Here is a 21,585-nt window from a genome sequence, read left to right on the forward strand (position 1 = left end):
CCGCCCGCGCGGCGCAATCGCGAGCTGCGCTCGCTCCTACGTTTGTTTCGGGCCAGTAACGCCTGTGACAGGCGCGCGCGGCCGCCTTGTTTGTACGGCGCGATATTGAGGCATGCACCAAGGCGTTCGCGCGCGAATCCCACAGGAATAATTGGCCCGAAACAAACGTAGGAGCGAGCGCAGCTCGCGATTGCGCCGCGCGGGCGGCGCTCGATCTCACAGGCGCTGGATATCTTCTGACAAACACCTGTCAGCCCTGATGCGATCCCTGTGGGAGCTGGCTTGCCGGCGATTGGGCCGCGCAGCGGACCCCTTTGCAATCAGGCCCCGCGATACTCCGGCAACCCCGCCAACCCTTCCTTTAGATAGTCCACCAACCGCCGCACCTTCGGCGACAGGTGCCGCTGTTGCGGGTACAGCGCCCAAACCGCGGTATTGGGCGGTTGGTGCCCCTCCAGCAACGACACCAGTGCGCCGCTGTGCAGGTGCTCCAGCACGTAATAGTCCGGCAACTGGCACAGGCCCATGCCTTGCAAGGCTGCATCCAGAACCGCCTGACCACTGTTGCAACGCCAGTTGCCCTGCACCCGCTGGCTGATCTCGCGGCCGTCCTGCTGCAGTGCCCACGCATCCGAGCTGCCGATCAGGCAATTGTGCCGCGCCAGTTCCGACAGGCTGTGCGGCCGGCCATAACGCTCCAGATAGGCTGGCGATGCGCACAGGTACATGCGCCGCGGCGCCAGGCGGGTCGCCACCAGTCGCGAATCGGCCAGCCTGCCCAGGCGGATGGCCAGGTCCATGCCTTCATGCAGCAGGTCAAGGGTGTGGTTGTTCAACTCCACATCCACGCGCAACTGGGGGTACAACGCCATGAAGCGTGTGACCAACGGCACGATGAAGCGCTCGCCATAGGCCACCGCGCAGGTCATGCGCAGCAGGCCCTTGGGCTCGCTGGCCAGGTCACCCATGGCGCGCAGGGCTTCTTCACGGCCATCCTGCAGGCGCTGGCAATGCTGCAGAAAGGTCTGCCCGGCTTCACTCAAGGTCACGCGGCGGGTACTGCGGTACAGCAGGCGGGTCTGCAAGCGTTCTTCCAGCCGGGCGATCTGCCGGCTGATGTGTGACGACGAAACCCCCAGGCGCTCGGCGGCAGCCGTGAACTGCCCCGATTCGGCGACAGCCACGAATTCATCGATGCCTTCCCAGCGGTTGTTCATGATTATCCCTGCACAGCAATAATGTTTTGTCTTTGCCTGGATTATTCATCAAAAGTCAGTGAATTACACTGGTGGTCTGAACTGACACCCTGTCTGGAGACACTCGATGATCAAGTCCCGTGCTGCTGTAGCCTTCGAAGCCAAGAAACCCCTGGAAATCGTCGAAGTCGACGTGGCCATGCCCAAGGCCGGTGAAGTGCTGCTGCGCGTGGTCGCCAGCGGTGTCTGCCACACCGACGCCTACACCCTGTCGGGTGCCGACCCGGAGGGCATCTTCCCATCCATTCTTGGCCATGAAGGCGGTGCGATCGTCGAAGCCGTAGGCGAGGGCGTGACCTCGCTGGCCGTGGGCGACCACGTGATCCCGCTGTACACCCCGGAATGCGGCAAGTGCAAGTTCTGCCTGTCGGGCAAGACCAACCTGTGCCAGGCGATCCGTGCTACCCAAGGCAAGGGCCTGATGCCGGACGGCACCACGCGCTTCTCCTACAAAGGCCAGCAACTGTTCCACTACATGGGCACCTCGACCTTCTCCGAGTACACGGTGTTGCCGGAAATCTCGGTGGCCAAGATCCAGAAAGAAGCCCCTCTGGAAAAGGTCTGCCTGCTGGGCTGCGGCGTGACTACCGGTATCGGTGCCGTGCTCAACACCGCCAAGGTCAAGCCGGGTGACACCGTGGCCATCTTCGGCCTCGGCGGCATCGGCCTGTCGGCAGTGATCGGTGCGGTGAAGGCCAAGGCCTCGCGCATCATCGCCATCGACATCAACCCGGCCAAGTTCGAGATCGCCCGTCAACTGGGCGCCACCGACTGCATCAACCCGAAAGACTACGACCGCCCGATCCAGGAAGTGATTGTCGACCTGACCGACGGTGGCGTGGACTTCTCCTTCGAATGTATCGGTAACGTGCAACTGATGCGTGCTGCCCTGGAATGCTGCCACAAAGGGTGGGGCGAGTCGGTGATCATCGGCGTGGCCGGTGCCGGCCAGGAAATCGCTACCCGGCCGTTCCAGCTGGTGACCGGCCGGGTCTGGCGTGGCTCTGCGTTCGGTGGCGTGCGTGGCCGCAGCGAGTTGCCGAGCTACGTGGAAATGTCCGAGAAAGGCGAGATTCCGCTGGATACGTTCATCACCCACACCATGGGCCTGGAAGACATCAACAAGGCCTTCGACCTGATGCATGAAGGCAAGAGCATTCGCAGCGTCATCCACTTCTGAGGTGCGCCATGAGCCTGGATAACATCTCTTGCCAGAAAAGCTTCGGCGGCTGGCACAAGCGCTACCGGCACCATTCCAGCGTGCTGGGTTGCGACATGGTGTTCGCCGTGTACCTGCCGCCACAGGCCGAGCAGGGTGCCAAGCTGCCGGTGCTGTACTGGCTGAGCGGCCTGACCTGTACCGACGAAAACTTCATGCAGAAGGCCGGCGCCCAGCGCCTGGCTGCCGAACTGGGGTTGATCATCGTTGCGCCGGACACCAGCCCGCGTGGCGAGCAGGTGCCTGGCGACCCGGACGGCGCCTGGGACTTTGGCCTGGGGGCCGGCTTCTACCTCAATGCCACCCAGCAGCCTTGGGCCAAGCACTACCGCATGCATGACTATGTGGTAGAGGAGCTGCCGGCGTTGATCGAGGCGCATTTCCCGGCCTCGGCCGAGCGCAGCATCAGCGGCCATTCCATGGGTGGGCACGGTGCGCTGGTGTGCGCTTTGCGCAACCCGGGGCGTTATCGCTCGGTGTCGGCGTTTTCGCCGATCAGCAACCCCATGGATTGCCCGTGGGGCGAGAAAGCCTTCAGCCGCTACCTGGGTGACGACCGCGCGCGCTGGCGTGAGTGGGATGCCAGCGTACTGCTGGCCGAGACGGCCGCTGGCGAGTGCCCACCGTTGCTGGTGGACCAGGGCGACCGTGACGACTTCCTCGAAAAGCAACTCAAACCTGAAGCGCTGGAGCAGGCAGCACGCAAGGGTGGCCACGAGCTGACCCTGCGCCTGCAGCCAGGCTATGACCACAGCTACTACTTCATTGCCAGCTTCATCGAAGAGCACCTGCGCCACCATGCGGTGGCGCTGGGGCGGGTGTAGGGCTTTGCTTTTTCGGGGGCTGTGAGATCGAGCGCCGCGCGGGCGGCGCTCGATCGCATGGGCGCTAAAAATCTTGAGGCGATCACCTCCAGCCCCAATGGCAGCCAAAGCAGGTAGAATCACGCCCTGACTCATTCAGGGCGTTTTCTTATGCGTATTGGCCACGGCTACGATGTGCATCGTTTCTGCGACGGTGATTTCATTACCTTGGGCGGGGTGCGTATCCCGCACACATTCGGCCTGCTGGCCCATTCCGACGGCGACGTGCTGCTGCACGCCCTGAGCGATGCCTTGCTTGGCGCTGCAGCGCTGGGTGACATCGGCAAGCACTTCCCCGACACCGACCCACAGTTCAAGGGTGCCGACAGCCGCGTGCTGTTGCGGCACGTGGTGGGCATCGTCCACGCCAAGGGCTGGAAGGTCGGCAACGTCGACGCCACCATCGTCGCCCAGGCGCCGAAAATGGCCCCGCACGTTAACACCATGCGGCAGTTGATCGCCGAAGATCTGCAAGTCGAACTCGACCAGGTCAACGTCAAGGCCACTACCACCGAAAAACTCGGTTTCTGCGGCCGCGAGGAGGGCATTGCCGTGCATTCGGTTGCCCTGCTGCTGCCAGCATGACGGAACTGCAACTGCTGGGCCCGCGTGCATCGGGCGAAGTATTGGGCACCGCCGTGCTCAAGGCAGTGGCCGAGGACTTCCAGGTCGACGAGGTGTTGGATATCCCGTTGTCGGGCCAGGGCGAGCACCTGTGGTTGTGGGTCGAAAAGCGTGACCTCAATACCGAAGAAGCCGCCCGCCGCCTGGCCCGCGCCGCAGGCGTGCCGGTGCGCAGCATCAGCTATGCCGGGCTGAAGGACCGCCAGGCGCTGACCCGCCAGTGGTTCAGCCTGCACCTGCCAGGCAAGGCCGACCCGGACCTGTCACGCGCCGAAGATGCCACCCTGCGCGTGCTCAAGCAGGTGCGCCACCAGCGCAAGCTGCAGCGTGGTGCGCATTCGGCCAACGGCTTCACCTTGCGCCTGACCGCGCTGAACGCCGATCACCAGGCGCTGGATGCGCGGCTGCAACTGCTCAAGCAACACGGCGTGCCCAACTATTTCGGCAGCCAACGCTTCGGTCACGGCGGTGGCAATGTCCATGACGCCCTGGAGTGGGCGGCGCGCAAGGCCTTGCCCGAGCAACGCAACACGCGCTCACGGCTGCTGTCGGCCGGGCGCAGCTACCTGTTCAACCAGGTGCTGGCGGCGCGTGTCGCCGACGGCAGCTGGAACCGGGCTCAGGTCGGCGATCTGCTGGCGTTCACCGACAGCCGCAGTTTTTTCCCTGCAGGTGAAGCGGAATGTACCGACCCGCGCCTGGCCATTCTCGACCTGCACCCGACTGGCCCGATGTGGGGCGCGGGCGGTTCGCCCGCCGCCGCCGCGCCCGCGCAGCTGGAAAATGCCGTAGGCGACCAGCAACCGGCGCTGTGCCAGTGGCTGGCCCTGGCGGGCATGGATCACGAACGGCGTATTCTGCGGCTCCCTATTGGCGGCCTTACGTGGCATTATCCCGAGCCTGATATCCTGCAACTGGAATTCGTCCTGCCGGCCGGATGCTTCGCCACCGTGGTGGTGCGTGAAGTCGTGGATCTGGTGTCGGCAGGGCAGACGGACAGCCCATGCGTATTCTGATTTCGAACGACGACGGTGTTACCGCACCCGGGATCGCCGCGCTGCACGCTGCGCTGGCGGATTACGCCGAGTGCGCGGTAATTGCCCCGGAGCAAGACAAGAGCGGCGCCAGCAGTTCGCTGACGCTGGACCGGCCCCTGCACCCGCAGACCTTGGCCAACGGCTTCATCAGCCTCAACGGTACGCCGACCGACTGCGTGCACCTGGGGCTCAACGGGCTGTTGCCGTACACCCCGGACATGGTCGTGTCGGGGATCAACCTGGGTGCCAACCTGGGGGACGACGTACTGTATTCGGGTACGGTCGCCGCGGCGCTGGAGGGGCGCTTCCTTGGGGGGACGTCGCTGGCGTTCTCGCTGCTCTCGCGCCAGCCCGACAACCTGCCGACCGCTGCGCATATCGCCCGGCGCCTGGTCGAGGCGCAGTCGCGCCTGGCACTGCCCCCGCGTACCGTGCTCAACGTCAACATTCCCAACCTGCCGCTGGCGCACATCCGCGGCATCCAGCTGACCCGCCTGGGGCACCGCGCGCGGGCTGCCGCGCCAACGAAGGTGGTCAACCCGCGCGGCAAGGAAGGCTACTGGATCGCCGTTGCCGGCGATGCCGAGGACGGCGGCCCAGGCACCGACTTCCATGCGGTGATGCAGGGTTACGTGTCGATCACCCCGCTGCAACTCGACCGCACCTTCAGTGATGCCTTCGAGCAGCTCGATGGTTGGCTGGAGGGCCTGCTCTGATGCGCGAGGACGATATGCTGCGGCGGGGCATCGGCATGACCTCCCAACGGACCCGGGAGCGGCTGATCCAGCGCCTGTGCGAAGAGGGCGTCTCGAACACCCAGGTGCTCGACGTGATCCGCCGCACCCCGCGCCACCTGTTCGTCGACGAAGCGCTGGCGCACCGCGCCTACGAAGACACCGCACTGCCAATCGGCCACAACCAGACCATCTCGCAGCCATTCATGGTTGCCCACATGAGCGAGTTGCTGCTTGAAGCCGGGCCGCTGGACAAGGTGCTGGAGATCGGCACCGGGTCCGGCTACCAGACGGCGGTGCTGGCGCAGTTGGTCGAGCGGGTATTCTCGGTGGAGCGCATCAAGGTGCTGCAAGACCGTGCCAAGGAGCGTTTACTGGAGCTGAACCTGCGCAACGTGGTGTTCCGCTGGGGCGACGGGTGCGAGGGCTGGCCGGCGCTGGCACCGTACAACGGCATTATCGTCACTGCCGTGGCACCGGAAGTGCCCCAGGCGCTGCTTGACCAACTGGCTCCCGGTGGCCGGCTGGTCATACCGGTAGGGCCTGCGGGCGAAGCGCAGCAATTGATGCTGATCGTCCGCGAAGAGCATGGCTTCTCGCGTCGCGTACTCGGTGCGGTGCGTTTTGTCCCGTTGCTGAACGGGCCGCTGGCCTGAGCAGCACTGGTGCGCGGCCCGGGGTATTTTTGCGTGGGCGGCGAATTCTCGCGGCGCCGCCCTGTCTATCAGGCGGGCGTGGCGTAAACGCATCGCTTGCAGTAACGCTGCGCTACAGCCTGGCGGCGGCCTGCCAATCCCGGCTCGCTTGGTTATAATTGCAACAATATTGCATTTCTTGTCTTCATATCGTTTTTCGGCACCATGAGGGGAGCGCGGGTGGGTCACACAGTCATTCGGCAGCGCAAGGACGGTTCGGGCTTCAAGCTTCTGGTGATTGCATTGGCCATGGGCACGCTACTGGTGGGTTGCTCGAGCACCGGCAGCAACAGCGCGCGCGTGGTCGACCGCAACAGCAGTGCGCCCAAGCGCCCGACGGTGACCTCTGGGCAATACGTCGTCAAGCCTGGCGATACCCTGTTCTCCATCGCCTTCCGTTATGGCTGGGATTACAAGGAGCTGGCGGCCCGTAATGGTATCGCGCCGCCTTACACCATCCGCCCGGGCCAAGCGATTCGTTTCAGCAGCGGCTCCGGCAGCAGCACCACAGTGGTGTCCGGCCCGTCCTCTTCAAGCCGCACCACGGTCACGCGGCGGCCTGTCACAGCGCCCGCCAGTTCCAGCAAACCCGCTACCCCGGCTGGCACCACCAGCGCGCCGGTGGTCGCCACTGTGCCTGCCGCAGAGCGCGCGGTGGGGGGGTGGACCTGGCCCGCCAATGGGGTGCTGATTGGAAAATTTGCTTCAAACGGTAGTTTGAATAAAGGCATTGATATCGCCGGTGATTTGGGACAGCCTGTTTTTGCTGCGTCTGATGGTGCAGTGGTTTACGCCGGGAGTGGATTAAGGGGCTACGGCGAGCTGATCATCATCAAGCACAGCGATACCTACGTCAGTGCCTACGGTCACAACCGCAGGCTGTTGGTTCGGGAGGGGCAGCAGGTCAAGGCAGGGCAGTCGATTGCTGAAATGGGGTCCACGGGCACTGATCGGGTGAAGCTGCATTTCGAGATTCGCCGCCAGGGCAAACCCGTCGATCCGCTCCAGTTCCTGCCACGTCGTTGACCGTTGTACCCGGCCTGTTCCTGTGATGTAGAGGGGACAGGCTCAAGCGCTGCCAGGGATAAAGGTGCCGCTCGAGTCTGAGTTCGAACTCAGCAAAGGACTATAACAATGGCTCTCAGTAAAGAAGTGCCGGAGTTTGACATCGACGATGACGTCCTCCTGATGGAGACGGGCATCGTTTTGGAAACGGATGTGGTGTCAGACGAACCTGCTGTATCTTCGGTTCGGACGAGGGCCAAATCGGGCTCTTCGCTCAAGCAACACAAGTATATCGATTACACCCGGGCGCTAGACGCCACCCAGCTGTACCTCAACGAGATCGGTTTCTCGCCACTGCTGTCGCCGGAAGAAGAAGTCCATTTTGCGCGTCTGTCGCAAAAAGGTGATCCTGCCGGCCGCAAGCGCATGATCGAAAGCAACCTTCGCCTGGTTGTGAAAATTGCCCGTCGTTACGTCAACCGTGGCCTGTCGTTGCTCGACCTGATCGAGGAAGGCAACCTGGGCCTGATCCGTGCGGTGGAGAAGTTCGACCCGGAGCGCGGTTTCCGTTTTTCGACCTATGCGACCTGGTGGATTCGCCAGACCATCGAACGGGCGATCATGAACCAGACCCGCACCATCCGCCTGCCGATCCACGTGGTCAAGGAGCTCAACGTCTACCTGCGCGCTGCGCGCGAGTTGACGCAGAAGCTGGACCACGAACCCTCGCCGGAAGAAATCGCCACCTTGCTGGAAAAGCCCGTTGCCGAGGTCAAGCGCATGCTCGGCCTGAACGAGCGGGTGTCGTCGGTAGACGTTTCGCTCGGCCCGGATTCGGACAAGACCCTGCTCGATACCTTGACCGACGACCGTCCCACCGACCCCTGCGAACTGCTGCAGGACGACGACCTGTCGCAGAGTATCGACCAGTGGCTGGGCGAGTTGACCGACAAGCAGCGTGAGGTGGTGGTACGCCGCTTCGGGCTGCGCGGGCACGAAAGCAGCACCCTGGAGGATGTTGGGCTGGAGATTGGCCTGACCCGCGAACGGGTGCGGCAGATTCAGGTAGAAGGCCTGAAGCGCCTGCGCGAGATCCTGGAGAAAAACGGCTTGTCCAGCGAGTCTTTGTTCCAGTAGCCAAAGCAGTCGCTCACGAACGCCCCGATAACATCGGGGCGTTTTTGTTGTGCGCCAGGCATGGCGCGTTGCGCGTAAGCGCAACCTGCTTGGCTGTGGTGGCCAAGCGGGTGACTTGGAGGTGAAAGTCCTCTACACACCCGGCAAGGGGAAGTGTTAGCCGGAGGCAAGGGTGTCGCGGGCGACTGCGAATCTGAAGGAAGCCCGAGGCAAAATGCTGGCCTGACGAACAGGAAGCGGATCAGGCGGCACAGCGGGGTTAGGCGGCAACAATCGCCAAAGCCCAATACTTGCACGGAACGCTGTGACGTAAATCCGACAGGCATAAGCAGGAAGGTCACGCGAATTACCCTGGGAGATCTGTACGTTTGCCATTGTGCTACCGCGCGTCGAAAGGCGACGGGATGAGCGTGCAGAAGTCAGCCGAAGCCGTAGTAAGTGGCGGATAACCGCGCCACCAAGGGCCGAACAGGTTATGCCGCTAGTAGGCGTCACTGTCTCGTTGGTAGCCGTAATGCAGAAATTTCCCACAGCGGAAACTGTCATCCCGAATCCCGGCCAGAAGCCGAGGGTGATGCCTGACAGTGCAAAGGTGCCGGCGGCGTCAGCGACGTGGACGAACGCGGAGCCGGACACGCTGATGGAGCGGGTGCTTGCACCGGCCAACCTCAGACGTGCGTATCAACGCGTGGTCAGCAACAAGGGAGCGCCGGGTGCCGATGGCATGACGGTCGCTGACTTGGCGGGCTACATGAAACAGTATTGGCCAACCCTCAAGGCCAGGCTACTGGCCGGTGAATACCATCCACAAGCAGTGCGAGCGGTTGAAATTCCCAAGCCGCAGGGCGGCACACGGCAACTGGGAATCCCCAGCGTCGTGGATCGCTTGATCCAGCAAGCCTTGCAGCAACAGCTCACGCTCATCTTCGACCCACTGTTCTCGGACTACAGTTATGGCTTCCGTCCGGGCAGAAGCACACATCAAGCTGTCGAGATGGCCCGTGCCCATGTGGCATCGGGACATCGGTGGTGCGTGGAAATCGATCTGGAAAAGTTCTTCGATCGAGTCAACCACGACATCCTCATGGCCTGTATCGAGTGCCGGGTCAAAGATAAGTGCGTACTTAGGCTTATCCGTCGCTACCTTGAAGCGGGAGTCATGTCAGGTGGTGTCGTTAGCCCACGGCAGGAAGGGACGCCGCAAGGCGGCCCGCTCTCGCCGCTGCTGTCGAATATCCTGCTCGATGAATTTGACCGCGAACTGGAGCGGCGGGGCCATCGCTTCGTGCGCTATGCCGATGACGCGAACATTTATGTGCGCAGTCCTCGGGCTGGCGAGCGAGTACTGGTCAGTGTCGAGCGCTTCCTGAACCAACGTTTGAAACTGACGGTGAATCAGAAGAAGAGTCGAGTCGCGAGAGCCTGGAAGTGTGACTACTTGGGCTATGGGATGAGCTGGCATCAGCAGCCAAGGCTGCGGGTGGCAACGATGAGCCTGGGTCGCCTGCGCGACCGGCTCGCAGAGCTGCTACGCGGTGCACGGGGTCGCAAGATGGCAAATACCATCGAGCGGATAAACCCTGTATTACGAGGCTGGGCGGGTTACTTCAAGCTCAGCCAGAGCAAACGGCCACTTGAGGAACTGGATGGCTGGCTCAGGCACAAACTCCGCTGTGCCATCTGGCGCCAATGGAAGCAGCCCTCTACGAGGGTGCGCAACCTGATGCGCCTGGGTCTAAGTGAAGAGCGTGCCTGCAAATCAGCCTCTAATGGTCGAGGCCCATGGTGGAACTCGGGAGCATCTCATATGAATCAGGCGCTGCCGAAGAAGCTATGGGATCGACTCGGACTGGTCTCGATACTGGATACGATCAACCGGCTTAGCCGCATAGCCTGAACCGCCGTGTACGGAACCGTACGCACGGTGGTGTGAGAGGACGGCGGGTGTGAACCCGCCTCCTACTCGATTGTGCGCTGAAGCACAGCGAAAGCTGCCTCAGAACTGCCCGGCAAGAAACCTGTCAAATATGTATTGCGCTACCCCGCTAACACCTGCTGTAAGCCTTTGCTTACTCGTGCTGTAAGCCATTCTAGCGAGCGGCAGTAAATCAATGTCGTTTTCAGATACTGGTTTTTCATAACCTGTTGAAAAACAAGGGTTATCTTCAAGTGAGTAAATGTTTCCCCGGCAATATCCGGCAAACTCCGGCGCTTGCCCACGCTGTTGAACCCGCTAGTATTCGAACTGTGCACAGGGACATGCACAGGCTTTCAGGATGAAGGCCAAGGACATCGCAAGACGCGATTTCATCAGGATGATGTTTGGGACAAGCAGGGACTACGGAAAAAAATGTGGGCGGGTCAAACCGCCCCTTTTTTGTCCGCAGTTTTGCCGGCACAAAAAAAGGCCCCGCAGGGCCTTTTGGCATTTCAGCGCTATCAGCGCTCCAGGTCGGCAATCTTGCCAGTCTTGCCATCCCACTCTTCGGCGTTTGGCAGGGCATCCTTACGCTCGGTAATGTTCGGCCAGATTTCCGCCAACTCGGCGTTCAGCTCGATGAAGTTTTCCATGCCCGCGGGCACTTCGTCTTCCGAGAAAATCGCTTGCGCTGGGCACTCCGGCTCGCACAGGGCGCAGTCGATGCACTCGTCCGGGTGGATAACCAGGAAGTTCGGGCCTTCGTAGAAGCAGTCCACCGGACAGACTTCCACGCAGTCGGTGTATTTGCATTTGATGCAGTTGTCGGTGACAACGAAGGTCATTTTTAATTCTCTCCTCAGGCGACGGCGGCGGCCCTTCCTCTCGGGGCCGCGCGGTTTACGGGCATGTGGCTGCAGGCCAGGCTAATAACCTGCAGCACCAGCAAACCGCGGCGGATTCTACCAGCTTGTAATGGGCGCCGTTATAACAGGTTCTTTAGTTGATATAGCATTTCGATAGCTTGACGCGGGGTCATGTCGTCCAGCTGCAGTTTGCCCAGCTTTTCGATGGCCGGGTGTGGCAGGCTGGCGAACAGGTCGCTCTGGTGCGGCACCTGCGGCGCGTCCTTGGCCTTTTGGGCCACAGGCTGCTCATGGGGCAGGCTGGTGGTTTCCAGCCGGCCAAGGTGTTCGCGGGCACGTTGGATCACCACGGCCGGCACGCCCGCCAGTTGTGCCACCGCCAGGCCGTAGCTCTGGCTGGCAGGCCCAGGCAGTACGTGGTGCAGGAACACGATGCGTTCGTTGTGCTCGGTGGCGTTCAGGTGCACGTTGGCCACCAGTGGCTCGCTTTCCGGCAGCACGGTGAGTTCGAAATAGTGGGTGGCGAACAGCGTGTAAGCGCGCAGTTCGGCCAGCCGCTCGGCGGCGGCCCAGGCCAGCGACAGGCCGTCGAAGGTGCTGGTGCCCCGGCCCACTTCGTCCATCAGCACCAGGCTGCGGTCAGTGGCATTGTGCAGGATGTTGGCGGTTTCGCTCATCTCGACCATGAATGTGGAGCGCCCGCCGGCCAGGTCGTCACTGGAGCCGATACGGGTGAAGATGCGGTCGACCAGCGACAGCTCGCAGCTGGCAGCCGGTACGAAACTACCGATGTGAGCCAGCAGCACGATCAGGGCGGTCTGGCGCATGTAGGTGGACTTACCGCCCATGTTCGGGCCGGTGATGATCAGCATGCGCGTGTTGTTGTCCAGGCCCAGGTCGTTGGCCACGAACGGCGTGGTCAGTACCTGCTCGACGACCGGGTGACGGCCTTGCTCGATCCGCAGGCAGGGCTCGTCGACAAAGCGTGGGCAGTTCAGGTCGAGGTTCAGCGCGCGCTCGGCCAGGTTGCTGAGTACGTCCAGTTCGGCCAGGGCGGCAGCGCTGTCCTGCAGCGGCGCCAGGTGGCTGATCAGGGTCTCCAGCAGGGCGTCGTAGAGCATCTTCTCGCGGGCCAGGGCGCGGCTCTTGGCCGACAATGCCTTGTCCTCGAAGGCCTTCAGCTCCGGCGTGATGAAGCGTTCGGCACCTTTGAGGGTCTGGCGACGAATGTAGTCGCCGGGGGCCTGTTCGGCCTGCTTGGTCGGCAGCTCGATGAAGTAGCCGTGCACCCGGTTGTAGCCGACCTTCAGGTTGGCCAGGCCGGTGCGCGCCTTTTCGCGGGCTTCGAGGTCGATCAGGAACTGCCCGGCGTTTTCGCTGATGGCCAGCAGGTCGTCCAGTTCGTTGTCGTAACCGGCCTTGAGCACGCCCCCATCGCGGATGACCGCCGGCGGGTTGTCGATGATCGCCCGTTCCAGCAGGCTGGCCAGCTCGGGGTAGGTACCGGTGATCGCAGCCAGGCGTGCCAGGTGCGGCGCTTCGAGCTCGGTCATGGCGTTCTGCAACTCGGGCAGCGCGCCCAGGGCGTCGCGCAGCCGGGCCAGGTCACGCGGGCGGGCGTTACGCAGGCCGATACGCGCCAGGATGCGCTCGATGTCGCCAATTTCTTTCAGCTGTGGCTGCAGCTTTTCGAAACGGTAGCCGTCGAGCAGGCAGCGAATCGAGTCCTGGCGTGCCTGGAGTACCTTGAGGTCGCGCAGCGGGCGGTTCAGCCAGCGGCTCAGCAGGCGGCTGGCCATGGCCGTCTGGCAGCGGTCGACCACCGATTGCAGGGTATTGTCGCGCCCGCCGGCCAGGTTGATGTCCAGTTCCAGGTTACGCCGGCTGGCGCCATCGAGGATGACCGTATCGTCCAGGCGCTCATGGCGCAGGCTGCGCAGGTGCGGCAGCGCCGTGCGCTGGGTTTCCTTGGCGTAGGTCAGCAGGCAGCCAGCGGCACCGATGGCCAGGGTCAGCTTGTCGCAGCCGAAGCCCTTCAGGTCCTTGGTTGCGAACTGCTGGCACAAGGCCTTGCGCGCTGAGTCGCGGTCGAAGTCCCACGGTGCACGGCGCCGCGCGCCCGGGCGCTTCTCGGCGGGCAGGTCGCGTGGCCAGTCGTCGGGGATCAGCAGCTCGACCGGGTTCAGGCGCTCGAGTTCGGCCAGCAGGTTTTCCCAGCCCTTGATCTCCTGCACGCTGAAGTTACCGCTGGTGATGTCCAGTACGGCCAGGCCGAACAGGCGCTCGTCACCGAGCAGCGCGGCAATCAGGTTGTCGCGGCGTTCGTCGAGCAGGGCTTCATCGCTGACCGTGCCGGGGGTGATGATGCGCACCACCTGGCGCTCGACCGGGCCCTTGCTGGTCGCCGGGTCGCCGATCTGCTCGCAGATCACCACCGATTCGCCCAGTTTGACCAGCTTGGCCAGGTAACCTTCCAGCGAATGGAACGGAATCCCGCACATGGGGATGGACTGGCCGGCCGACTGGCCGCGCGCGGTCAGCGTGATGTCCAGCAGTTTGGCGGCTTTTTTCGCATCTTCGTAGAAGATCTCGTAGAAGTCGCCCATGCGGTAGAACATCAACTGCTCCGGGTGCTGATTCTTCAGCTTCCAGTACTGTTGCATCATCGGGGTGTGTGCGGAGAGATCAGACATTCAGGGCCTTACAGCGGATGATCTGGTTGGCGGTAAACCGGCAATGGTACAGGCTTTTTTCGCGAGATGCAGGCACGCACGGAACACTGGCCGGCGGCCGCCGCAGGCCGCTGCGGTGCTGCAGTTTTCCTGAGCCAGGTTGCCGGCAGGGTGGTAGGGTAGAGGGCCGCCCTGGAGGAGCCCGACATGGACCCGATCACCCTGCTTGCCGCCCGTTTGGGTGAACATCTGCGCCGTTTGGATGCCCAAGTGACCACTGCCGAGTCCTGCACGGGTGGCGGCATCGCGCAAGCCATCACACGCATCCCCGGTAGCTCCGCCTGGTTCGAGGCCGGTTACGTGACGTACTCCAACGCCCAGAAAACCCGCCAGCTGGGGGTGCCCGAGGCGCTGTTCGGGCAGGTGGGGGCGGTCAGCCAGGAGGTGGTCGAGGCCATGGTCCGCGGCGCCCAGGCGGCCAGCGGCGCGCGCTTTGCGGTGGCGGTAAGCGGGGTGGCGGGGCCGGATGGCGGCTCGCCGGCCAAACCCGTGGGTACCGTGTGGCTGGCCTGGGGCGACGGCAGTCGGGTGATCAGCCAGCGGCGGCAGTTCGACGGCGACCGCGAAGCGGTGCGCCGACAGACGGTGAGCGCCGCGTTAGACGGCTTGTTACAGCTTGCTGGCGAGGAATTCGAAGACAGGGGTTTGCGCCAGCGCTAGCCTGTGGAATAATACTGGCTACTTATACAGGTATTGCGGCCGTCAGGGCCCGTCGAACACGTGAGGATTTCAATGGACGACAACAAGAAGCGCGCCTTGGCTGCGGCCCTGGGTCAGATCGAACGTCAATTCGGTAAAGGCGCGGTAATGCGCATGGGCGACCACGAGCGCCAGGCTATCCCGGCCATCTCTACCGGCTCTCTGGGCCTGGACATTGCCTTGGGCATTGGTGGTCTGCCAAAGGGCCGTATCGTCGAAATCTACGGTCCGGAATCGTCGGGTAAGACCACGCTGACCCTGTCGGTCATCGCCGAAGCCCAGAAGAATGGCGCCACCTGCGCCTTCGTCGACGCCGAGCACGCACTCGACCCTGAATATGCCGGCAAGCTGGGCGTCAATGTCGACGACCTGCTGGTCTCGCAGCCGGACACGGGTGAGCAGGCCCTGGAAATCACCGACATGCTGGTGCGTTCCAACGCAGTTGACGTGATCATCGTCGACTCGGTGGCCGCGCTGGTACCCAAGGCCGAGATCGAAGGCGAAATGGGCGACATGCACGTGGGCCTTCAGGCTCGCCTGATGTCCCAGGCGCTGCGCAAGATCACCGGTAACATCAAGAACGCCAACTGCCTGGTCATCTTCATCAACCAGATCCGCATGAAGATCGGCGTCATGTTCGGTAGCCCGGAAACCACCACCGGTGGTAACGCCCTGAAGTTCTACGCCTCTGTGCGTCTGGACATCCGCCGCACCGGCGCTGTCAAGGAAGGCGACGAGGTGGTCGGCAGCGAAACCCGCGTCAAGATCGTCAAGAACAAGGTCTCGCCTCCGTTCCGTCAGGCCGAGTTCCAGATCCTCTACGGCAAGGGTATCTACCGTAACGGTGAGATCATCGACTTGGGCGTTGCCCAAGGCCTGGTCGAGAAGTCCGGTGCCTGGTATGCCTACCAGGGCAACAAGATCGGCCAAGGTAAAGCCAACGCGGCCAAGTACCTGGCGGAAAACCCGGCTATCGGTACCGAGATCGAGAGGCAGATCCGTGAGAAGCTGCTGAACGCTGGCGCTGTAGCCGCAGCCGGTAAAGCTGCCGCTGTCGAAGCGGGTGCCGACGACATGGCCGACGCTGAAGCCGGTTATTGATCGCGTGGTTTATAGCTGAACATGTCCGCCGTACTCGACACCCCCGTCGCCATTCGGCGGACAGCCATGGACCTGCTTGCGCGACGTGAGCATGGTCGCGTCGAGCTGACGCGCAAGTTGCGTCAGCGCGGTGCCTCCGATGAGCTGATCGAGCCAGAGCTCGACCGGCTCACCGAAGAGGGTCTGCTGAGTGAAGCCCGTTACCTCGAGAGCTTCATTCGTTACCGTTCCGGATCTGGCTATGGCCCAGCACGTATTCGTGAAGAGCTGGGGCAGCGTGGTTTGCTGCGCGCCGACATTGAGCAGGCGCTGCGTGAAAGCGGCGTGGATTGGGCCGAACGTATGCGGGATGTATGGCAGCGCAAGTTCGCCGGGCAACGCCCGCAGGACCCACGCAGCCGCGCCCAGCAAACCCGTTTTCTCGCCTATCGGGGCTTCACCATGGACATGATCGGCCGCTTGCTCAGCGGGCGAGACCTCGACGATTACTAGCCGCCGCAGACCTCGCAACAATCCCCGTAGCAGCGGCCTCAGCCGCGAACATCGGCAACGCCGGTACTCTCCAGCGCGCTGCCCCCAAGTGCCTGATCAGCTGGCCTTCAACGCCTCCCTGGCCCGCTGCGTGGTATGCATGGGCTGTGGCTTGGCCCAGTTCTCCGGCAGGTTGATGAAGTCCACCAGTTCGCGCAGGCGCCCTTGGTTTCGGCCATTGAAGGCGAACGACAAACGGGTCAGGTGGCTGTAGTCCCCCAACTCATGTTCGGCGCTGCTGTCTGCTTGCTGGTGGTACTTGCCGCTCAGGCGCAGGTCAGCAAAGCCTTCCTCGATGTCAGACAGCGCCGCCTCGCTCAGGGCGTGATGCATGCGGATCACGAACTGGCTGTTCAACCAGCGGCTGGAGTGATAGTTGCGGTAGAACTGGTTGATTTCCTCCACCGCCTCCTCGGCACTGTGCACCAGGCGCACCAGCTTCAGGTCGCTGGGCTGAATGTAATGGTTGTCCTCCAGTTGGCGGCTGATGAAGCCCAGGCAATCACGCCAGAAGCTACCGCCCGGTGAGTCCAGCAATACCACGGGGACCAGCGGGCTTTTGCCGGTCTGGATCAGGGTCAGCACTTCCAGCGCCTCATCGAGGGTGCCGAAGCCGCCCGGGCACAGCACCAGGGCGTCGGCCTCCTTGACGAAGAACAGTTTGCGGATGAAGAAGAAGTGGAAAGGCAGCAGCTTGTCGGTGCCGTCCACCGTAGGGTTGGCATGCTGTTCAAAAGGCAGGGTGATGTTGAAGCCCAGGCTGTGGGCGCTGCCGGCGCCTTCGTGGGCTGCAGCCATGATGCCGCCGCCTGCGCCGGTGATGACCATCAGGTCCGAGCGCGCCAGGGTAGCGCCCAGTTCACGGGCCAGTGCATACATCGGGTGTTCCAGCGGCGTACGCGCCGAGCCGAACACGGTCACCTTGCGGCGGCCCTTGTAGCGCTGCAGGGTGCGGAACGACTGGTCCAGTTCGCGCAAGGCCTGCAGGGTGATCTTGGCGCTCCAGCGGTCACTGTCATCGTGGGCCATGCGCAGGATGGTCAGCATCATGTCACGGTACAGCGGCAGGTTAGGGCTGTCGGGTGCAACCAGTTGCAATTGGGCGTCGATGTGGCTCAGGTCGATATGGTTGTCCTGGAAGTGGCTGAACAGCGATTCGTTCGATTGGTAAGGCATGCAACGTCTCCTTCTGCACCAATACCTCTAAACCTCAATCTAGACCGTGGCGGCCGATCGTGCCGGGGGGATTGCCAGCGCCACCCGTCGGCACGTGGCCAATGGCGGCAGGGGTTTGGTTAACTGGTAAAGCGAAACGTATCGATGCGGGAGGTGGCGGTATGCATCGCTTGGTCATCGAAGTGGACCTGCAGCTCTACCAGCAATTGGAACGTGCCGCCCAGGTACATCACCTAAGCCTGGAGGCCGAGTGCCAGCGCCGGCTCGCAGGCCTGGAATGCCAGTCGCGCTACGTGCAGGCGCTATTGGCCGAGATGCGCGCCGAAGCTGCCGAGGGGCACTGGCGCGCACGGGAGGAAAACCAGGTCTAGCCTGGGCGCGGCGTTTACTTCTTCTTGTTGCCGGCTACGCAGCTGGCATTGTCGAAGGCCTGGTCCATGATCGGCTGGTTGGTTTTGTAGACGGTGAACCGGTAAACCATCACCGCGCCCTTGGACATCAGGTTGCGGAAGCCGTTGTTGCGGCACACGCTGTCGCCCAATTGGCTGCGCACCTGTGCAGGGTTGGCCTGCATGCGCTCGGCGTGGCTCTGGCGCACGCTGAGGTGGTTGACCAGCGCCTTGCCTTCCACGGTGTAACCCTGGTCGAGGATGTCTTCATTGATGGCACGTGGGGTGCCGACGCTGCTCTCTTTGGCGACCTTTTCCAGCATCTTGTTCAGGTCGTAGTCCTGTTTGGAAGCCGCCTGGGCTGCCAGGGGCAGGGCGAGCATCAGGCTCAGGGCGGGGGCGATAAGGCGCAGCATGGGTATCTCCTGGTTCGATGACTGGCGCTTTGACATGCGCGGGTCGACGGCGTTCCGTCAACCCTGGGCTGGCGGTAGCCCAAGGGTACGGGAAAGCCCGATTATAAGGATTCTGGTAAACTGGCGCCCTTGTTTTCCCAGAGCCATCCTTGTGCCCATTTCCCATCTTTCCACAGGCCTGCCGGCATGAGCCATGCGGTAGCGCGCCTGCGTGCCGAGCGCCTGGCCCGCAGCAACAAGCCTTTCATTGCCCGAGGGTCGCGGGCCGAGCGTTGCCCGGATTGCCGGGTCATTGCCAGCCATTGCCTGTGCGCCTGGAAGCCCCGCGTGCAGGCCGACGCCGGCATGTGTCTGCTGATGCACGACACCGAGCCACTGAAACCCACCAATACCGGCTGGCTGATTGCCGACCTGATCGAAGATACCTCGGCGTTCGGCTGGCTGCGCACCTCGGTTGACGAGCGCCTGCTGGCCCTGCTCGACGACCCGCACTGGCAGCCCTATATCGTTTTCCCAGGTGAGTTCGTCGCCCCGCAGCGGGTGGTCAGCGAGGTGGTGCGTGAGCCGGGCAAGCGCCCGCTGTTCATCCTGCTGGATGCCACTTGGACCGAGGCGCGCAAGATGTTCCGCAAAAGCCCCTACCTGGACCGGTTCCCGGTGTTGAGCCTGCAGGCCGAACAGATGTCACGCTACCGCCTGCGCCGTTCCAAGCGCGATGATCACTTCTGCACCGCAGAAGTTGCAGCCATGTGCCTGGAGCTGGCCGGCGATAGCCTGGCGTCGCAGGCACTGGATGCCTACCTGGATGTATTCAGCCTGCATTACCTCAGTGGCAAGCGGCGCCTGCCGCTGGACGAGCAGGACGAGACCCATCAGCGTTTGCATACCTTCCTATAGTCCAAGGGGCACCCACCCGGCTTTGGTTCATAATGACAGGGCTGGCAGCCAGGGTGGGCGAGGCGGCAAGGCGGTTGGCTTGACCACCCTTGACCGTGCTCGGCATCCTTGGCGCCGATTCCCCGTCGGGCACTTGGCAACCCCCAGTGCCCGGGACAGAACAGGATCCTTAGATCGATGGCCACTTACGAAATCCTGATTGCCGATGACCACCCGCTGTTTCGCGGCGCCCTGCGCCAGGCCGTTACCCTCGGCCTTGGCCCGGACGTTCGCCTGGTCGAGGTCGCGAGCATTGCCGAGCTGGAGGTGCGGTTGAGCGAAAAAGCCGACTGGGACCTCGTGCTCCTCGACCTGAACATGCCGGGTGCCTACGGTTTTTCCGGGCTGGTGCTGCTGCGCGGGCAATACCCGCAAATTCCCGTGGTGATGGTTTCGGCGCAGGAGGAGGCCGCCGTGGTGGTCAAGTCCCGCGAGTTTGGCGCCAGTGGCTTCATTCCCAAGTCCAGCCCGCTGGAAGTGATCCAGGATGCGGTGCGCAAAGTGCTCGACGGCGAAGTCTGGTGGCCGCCGCAGGCGTTCGAGAAGGTCGATGTTTCGGCCGAGGCCAAGGCCGCCAGTGAAGGCCTGGCCAGCCTCACGCCGCAGCAGTTCCGGGTGCTGACCATGGTCTGCGAAGGCCTGCTGAACAAGCAGATTGCCTATGAGCTGAATGTCTCGGAGGCCACCATCAAGGCCCACGTCACGGCGATTTTCCGTAAACTGGGGGTGCGCACCCGCACCCAGGCTGCGCTGCTGTTGCAACAACTTGAATCAGTTGCCAGCCACTGACGCGTGCGGCTTCACGCTTTTTTGACCTGAGCCGGTCTAGCCTGCCGGCCTTCTGTTGTGAAATGACTCACATGACATCGCCATTCAAAGGCCAGACCGGCCTCAAACGTATCTTCAACGCCGCTGGCTATTCGCTGGACGGCCTGCGCGCGGCCTTCAAGGGCGAGGCGGCATTCCGCCAACTGGTGCTGCTCAACGTGCTGCTGATCCCGGTGGCGTTCTGGCTGCCGGTCAGCCGTGCAGAGCGAGCGATCATGATCGCCGTGTGCCTGCTGGGGTTGATTGTCGAGCTATTCAACTCTGCGATCGAGGCTGCTATCGATCGCATTTCGCTGGAGCGCCACCCGCTGTCGAAAAACGCCAAGGACATGGGCAGCGCCGCACAGCTGGTGGCGCTGAGCATGGTGGCGCTGGTGTGGGGGGTGATCCTGCTTTAAGCGATCGGCGGCAACACGATTTCGTCGCTGCGGGTGAAGCCCGCGGTGAAGTTGCGGCAGAGCTCCAGAAATTCGCGCATGGCCGACGTCTGGTACTTCTGCTTGTGCCAGATGAAGTAGAACTGGCGCATCAGGTCCAGCTCCGGGGTTTCCACCGGTACCAGGCTGCCACGGCGAAAGGCGTCCCGCAGGGCCAGGCGTGAAATGCAGCCGATACCCAACCCCGATTCCACTGCACGCTTGATCGCCTCGGTGTGCTCCAGTTCCAGGCGGATGTTGAGGTTGGCGCGGTGGTGGCGCATGGCCTGGTCGAAGGTCAGGCGCGTCCCCGAGCCTTGTTCGCGCAGGATCCACGCTTCCTGCGACAGGCTTTCGATATCGGCACGGCCCAGCTTGGCCAGCGGGTGCTGGGGCGCGCAGAACACCACCAGTTCGTCCTCCACCCAAGGCTGGACCTCCAGGTCGGGGTGGTTGCAGTCACCTTCGATCAGACCCAGATCAATTTCGTAATGAGCAACCTGCTGCACGATATGCACGGTGTTCTGGACATGCAGCTTCACCTGGCTCTCAGGGTGGGTCTGCATGTAGCTGCCGATCAACAGGGTGGCCAGGTAGTTGCCAATGGTGAGCGTGGCGCCGACCGCCAGTGAGCCGAAACCGGACTTGCCATTGAGCAGGTCTTCGATTTCCTTGGCCTGGTCGAGCAGCGCGACCGCCTGCGGCAACAACTGGTGGCCGAGGGCGTTGAGGGCCAGGCGTTTGCCGGCGCGGTCGAACAGTTGGCAGCTCGATTGCCGCTCCAGTTCGGTGATGGAGGTGCTGGCGGCCGATTGCGACAAGGCCAGCAGGCTAGCGGCGCGAGAGACGCTCTGGTGCTGGGCTACCGCGACGAAGACTTGCAGTTGACGAAGTGTAAATCGCATATCGATATAACCGATAACACATATCTTGATAATCCAGTTAACAGATATTGTCGCTGCCCCTAAACTATCGCGCAACTGTGCGTGCTGCACGCGCTGCGTTTT

The 21,585-nt window shown here is 62.8% G+C and carries 22 protein-coding genes; 16 read left to right on the forward strand and 6 right to left on the reverse strand.

Annotation, left to right across the window (positions count from 1 at the left end; translation table 11 throughout):
• Nucleotides 1-320: 320 nt before the first annotated feature.
• Nucleotides 321-1,217, reverse strand: coding sequence for a LysR substrate-binding domain-containing protein (locus L1P09_RS05355; RefSeq protein WP_029887673.1), 897 nt, complete (start codon nucleotides 1,215-1,217; stop codon nucleotides 321-323).
• Between the two features lie 106 nt (nucleotides 1,218-1,323).
• Here L1P09_RS05355 and L1P09_RS05360 point away from each other — a divergent pair, with 106 nt between their 5' ends.
• From L1P09_RS05360 to ltrA, 9 genes are all read left to right on the forward strand, one after another.
• Nucleotides 1,324-2,436, forward strand: a complete 1,113-nt coding sequence (locus L1P09_RS05360) for an S-(hydroxymethyl)glutathione dehydrogenase/class III alcohol dehydrogenase (protein WP_009686067.1) — start codon at nucleotides 1,324-1,326, stop codon at nucleotides 2,434-2,436.
• Nucleotides 2,437-2,444: 8 nt separating this feature from the next.
• The gene (gene fghA, locus L1P09_RS05365) at nucleotides 2,445-3,299 is read left to right on the forward strand and encodes an S-formylglutathione hydrolase (protein ID WP_029887672.1); all 855 of its coding nucleotides are present in this window, start codon (nucleotides 2,445-2,447) and stop codon (nucleotides 3,297-3,299) included.
• 150 nt (nucleotides 3,300-3,449) lie between these two features.
• Entirely contained in the window at nucleotides 3,450-3,923 is a 474-nt protein-coding gene (gene ispF / locus L1P09_RS05370) for a 2-C-methyl-D-erythritol 2,4-cyclodiphosphate synthase (protein ID WP_154211912.1), read from the forward strand.
• Nucleotides 3,920-4,978 (forward strand): tRNA pseudouridine(13) synthase TruD, encoded by a 1,059-nt coding sequence (gene truD / locus L1P09_RS05375; protein ID WP_154211911.1) that lies wholly within the window; start codon nucleotides 3,920-3,922, stop codon nucleotides 4,976-4,978. The genes ispF and truD overlap by 4 nt, the downstream gene beginning before the upstream one ends.
• A complete protein-coding gene (surE, locus tag L1P09_RS05380; protein WP_009686063.1) occupies nucleotides 4,966-5,715 on the forward strand; it encodes a 5'/3'-nucleotidase SurE in 750 nt (249 codons plus the stop codon). The genes truD and surE overlap by 13 nt, the downstream gene beginning before the upstream one ends.
• Before the next feature lie 35 nt (nucleotides 5,716-5,750).
• Entirely contained in the window at nucleotides 5,751-6,389 is a 639-nt protein-coding gene (locus tag L1P09_RS05385; protein ID WP_009686062.1) for a protein-L-isoaspartate(D-aspartate) O-methyltransferase, read from the forward strand.
• A gap of 219 nt (nucleotides 6,390-6,608) precedes the next feature.
• Nucleotides 6,609-7,454 (forward strand): peptidoglycan DD-metalloendopeptidase family protein, encoded by an 846-nt coding sequence (locus L1P09_RS05390; RefSeq protein WP_054881999.1) that lies wholly within the window; start codon nucleotides 6,609-6,611, stop codon nucleotides 7,452-7,454.
• 108 nt (nucleotides 7,455-7,562) lie between these two features.
• On the forward strand, nucleotides 7,563-8,570 hold the full coding sequence (rpoS, locus tag L1P09_RS05395) for an RNA polymerase sigma factor RpoS (RefSeq protein WP_009686059.1): 1,008 nt from the start codon (nucleotides 7,563-7,565) through the stop codon (nucleotides 8,568-8,570).
• A gap of 475 nt (nucleotides 8,571-9,045) precedes the next feature.
• On the forward strand, nucleotides 9,046-10,467 hold the full coding sequence (gene ltrA, locus L1P09_RS05400; protein ID WP_222186725.1) for a group II intron reverse transcriptase/maturase: 1,422 nt from the start codon (nucleotides 9,046-9,048) through the stop codon (nucleotides 10,465-10,467).
• Nucleotides 10,468-11,009: 542 nt separating this feature from the next.
• Here the strand turns inward: ltrA and fdxA are convergent.
• Nucleotides 11,010-11,333, reverse strand: a complete 324-nt coding sequence (gene fdxA / locus L1P09_RS05405; RefSeq protein ID WP_235768560.1) for a ferredoxin FdxA — start codon at nucleotides 11,331-11,333, stop codon at nucleotides 11,010-11,012.
• A 140-nt stretch (nucleotides 11,334-11,473) separates the two neighbouring features.
• The gene (gene mutS / locus L1P09_RS05410; protein ID WP_154211909.1) at nucleotides 11,474-14,047 is read right to left on the reverse strand and encodes a DNA mismatch repair protein MutS; all 2,574 of its coding nucleotides are present in this window, start codon (nucleotides 14,045-14,047) and stop codon (nucleotides 11,474-11,476) included.
• Between the two features lie 186 nt (nucleotides 14,048-14,233).
• On the opposite strand from mutS, the gene L1P09_RS05415 reads away from it, so the two are divergent.
• The 3 genes from L1P09_RS05415 (at nucleotide 14,234) to recX (ending at nucleotide 16,378) form a co-directional block, all read left to right on the forward strand.
• Complete coding sequence (locus L1P09_RS05415) at nucleotides 14,234-14,746, forward strand: CinA family protein (RefSeq protein WP_029887665.1); 513 nt, start codon at nucleotides 14,234-14,236, stop codon at nucleotides 14,744-14,746.
• A gap of 72 nt (nucleotides 14,747-14,818) precedes the next feature.
• Nucleotides 14,819-15,886: a recombinase RecA gene (gene recA / locus L1P09_RS05420; protein WP_009686047.1), complete on the forward strand. Its 1,068-nt coding sequence runs from the start codon at nucleotides 14,819-14,821 to the stop codon at nucleotides 15,884-15,886.
• A 21-nt stretch (nucleotides 15,887-15,907) separates the two neighbouring features.
• Nucleotides 15,908-16,378, forward strand: coding sequence for a recombination regulator RecX (gene recX / locus L1P09_RS05425; protein ID WP_009686046.1), 471 nt, complete (start codon nucleotides 15,908-15,910; stop codon nucleotides 16,376-16,378).
• 96 nt (nucleotides 16,379-16,474) lie between these two features.
• On the opposite strand, the gene L1P09_RS05430 is transcribed toward recX, so the two are convergent.
• Nucleotides 16,475-17,593: an LOG family protein gene (locus tag L1P09_RS05430; protein WP_235768561.1), complete on the reverse strand. Its 1,119-nt coding sequence runs from the start codon at nucleotides 17,591-17,593 to the stop codon at nucleotides 16,475-16,477.
• Between the two features lie 161 nt (nucleotides 17,594-17,754).
• Between L1P09_RS05430 and L1P09_RS05435 the strand changes: the two genes are divergently transcribed.
• Nucleotides 17,755-17,964, forward strand: a complete 210-nt coding sequence (locus tag L1P09_RS05435; RefSeq protein ID WP_009686044.1) for a hypothetical protein — start codon at nucleotides 17,755-17,757, stop codon at nucleotides 17,962-17,964.
• Nucleotides 17,965-17,978: 14 nt separating this feature from the next.
• Here L1P09_RS05435 and L1P09_RS05440 read toward each other — a convergent pair whose 3' ends face one another.
• A complete protein-coding gene (locus L1P09_RS05440) occupies nucleotides 17,979-18,398 on the reverse strand; it encodes a quorum-sensing-regulated virulence factor family protein (RefSeq protein ID WP_009686043.1) in 420 nt (139 codons plus the stop codon).
• A 186-nt stretch (nucleotides 18,399-18,584) separates the two neighbouring features.
• On the opposite strand from L1P09_RS05440, the gene L1P09_RS05445 reads away from it, so the two are divergent.
• From L1P09_RS05445 to L1P09_RS05455, 3 genes are all read left to right on the forward strand, one after another.
• Nucleotides 18,585-19,295 carry a tRNA-uridine aminocarboxypropyltransferase gene (locus tag L1P09_RS05445; protein WP_009686042.1) on the forward strand — a complete coding sequence of 237 codons (711 nt, stop codon included), beginning with the start codon at nucleotides 18,585-18,587 and terminating at the stop codon, nucleotides 19,293-19,295.
• 177 nt (nucleotides 19,296-19,472) lie between these two features.
• On the forward strand, nucleotides 19,473-20,123 hold the full coding sequence (gene erdR / locus L1P09_RS05450; RefSeq protein WP_009686041.1) for a response regulator transcription factor ErdR: 651 nt from the start codon (nucleotides 19,473-19,475) through the stop codon (nucleotides 20,121-20,123).
• 71 nt (nucleotides 20,124-20,194) lie between these two features.
• Nucleotides 20,195-20,560 carry a diacylglycerol kinase gene (locus L1P09_RS05455; RefSeq protein ID WP_009686040.1) on the forward strand — a complete coding sequence of 122 codons (366 nt, stop codon included), beginning with the start codon at nucleotides 20,195-20,197 and terminating at the stop codon, nucleotides 20,558-20,560.
• Here L1P09_RS05455 and finR read toward each other — a convergent pair.
• The gene (finR, locus tag L1P09_RS05460; protein WP_009686039.1) at nucleotides 20,557-21,483 is read right to left on the reverse strand and encodes a LysR family transcriptional regulator FinR; all 927 of its coding nucleotides are present in this window, start codon (nucleotides 21,481-21,483) and stop codon (nucleotides 20,557-20,559) included. The genes L1P09_RS05455 and finR overlap by 4 nt on opposite strands.
• Nucleotides 21,484-21,585 lie beyond the last annotated feature (102 nt).

Origin of the sequence: Pseudomonas juntendi (genome assembly GCF_021560075.1) — a bacterium.
GTDB classification, from domain to species: domain Bacteria; phylum Pseudomonadota; class Gammaproteobacteria; order Pseudomonadales; family Pseudomonadaceae; genus Aquipseudomonas; species Aquipseudomonas juntendi.

Bases quoted from the DNA above. Each gene is read 5' to 3' on its own strand.
- L1P09_RS05355 (WP_029887673.1), bottom strand. From the start codon at position 1,217: ATGAACAACCGCTGGGAAGGCATCGATGAATTCGTGGCTGTCGCCGAA.
- L1P09_RS05360 (WP_009686067.1), top strand. From the start codon at position 1,324: ATGATCAAGTCCCGTGCTGCTGTAGCCTTCGAAGCCAAGAAACCCCTG.
- fghA (WP_029887672.1), top strand. From the start codon at position 2,445: ATGAGCCTGGATAACATCTCTTGCCAGAAAAGCTTCGGCGGCTGGCAC.
- ispF (WP_154211912.1), top strand. From the start codon at position 3,450: ATGCGTATTGGCCACGGCTACGATGTGCATCGTTTCTGCGACGGTGAT.
- truD (WP_154211911.1), top strand. From the start codon at position 3,920: ATGACGGAACTGCAACTGCTGGGCCCGCGTGCATCGGGCGAAGTATTG.
- surE (WP_009686063.1), top strand. From the start codon at position 4,966: ATGCGTATTCTGATTTCGAACGACGACGGTGTTACCGCACCCGGGATC.
- L1P09_RS05385 (WP_009686062.1), top strand. From the start codon at position 5,751: ATGACCTCCCAACGGACCCGGGAGCGGCTGATCCAGCGCCTGTGCGAA.
- rpoS (WP_009686059.1), top strand. From the start codon at position 7,563: ATGGCTCTCAGTAAAGAAGTGCCGGAGTTTGACATCGACGATGACGTC.
- ltrA (WP_222186725.1), top strand. From the start codon at position 9,046: ATGCCGCTAGTAGGCGTCACTGTCTCGTTGGTAGCCGTAATGCAGAAA.
- fdxA (WP_235768560.1), bottom strand. From the start codon at position 11,333: ATGACCTTCGTTGTCACCGACAACTGCATCAAATGCAAATACACCGAC.
- mutS (WP_154211909.1), bottom strand. From the start codon at position 14,047: ATGTCTGATCTCTCCGCACACACCCCGATGATGCAACAGTACTGGAAG.
- L1P09_RS05415 (WP_029887665.1), top strand. From the start codon at position 14,234: ATGGACCCGATCACCCTGCTTGCCGCCCGTTTGGGTGAACATCTGCGC.
- recA (WP_009686047.1), top strand. From the start codon at position 14,819: ATGGACGACAACAAGAAGCGCGCCTTGGCTGCGGCCCTGGGTCAGATC.
- recX (WP_009686046.1), top strand. From the start codon at position 15,908: ATGTCCGCCGTACTCGACACCCCCGTCGCCATTCGGCGGACAGCCATG.
- L1P09_RS05430 (WP_235768561.1), bottom strand. From the start codon at position 17,593: ATGCCTTACCAATCGAACGAATCGCTGTTCAGCCACTTCCAGGACAAC.
- L1P09_RS05435 (WP_009686044.1), top strand. From the start codon at position 17,755: ATGCATCGCTTGGTCATCGAAGTGGACCTGCAGCTCTACCAGCAATTG.
- L1P09_RS05440 (WP_009686043.1), bottom strand. From the start codon at position 18,398: ATGCTGCGCCTTATCGCCCCCGCCCTGAGCCTGATGCTCGCCCTGCCC.
- L1P09_RS05445 (WP_009686042.1), top strand. From the start codon at position 18,585: ATGAGCCATGCGGTAGCGCGCCTGCGTGCCGAGCGCCTGGCCCGCAGC.
- erdR (WP_009686041.1), top strand. From the start codon at position 19,473: ATGGCCACTTACGAAATCCTGATTGCCGATGACCACCCGCTGTTTCGC.
- L1P09_RS05455 (WP_009686040.1), top strand. From the start codon at position 20,195: ATGACATCGCCATTCAAAGGCCAGACCGGCCTCAAACGTATCTTCAAC.
- finR (WP_009686039.1), bottom strand. From the start codon at position 21,483: ATGCGATTTACACTTCGTCAACTGCAAGTCTTCGTCGCGGTAGCCCAG.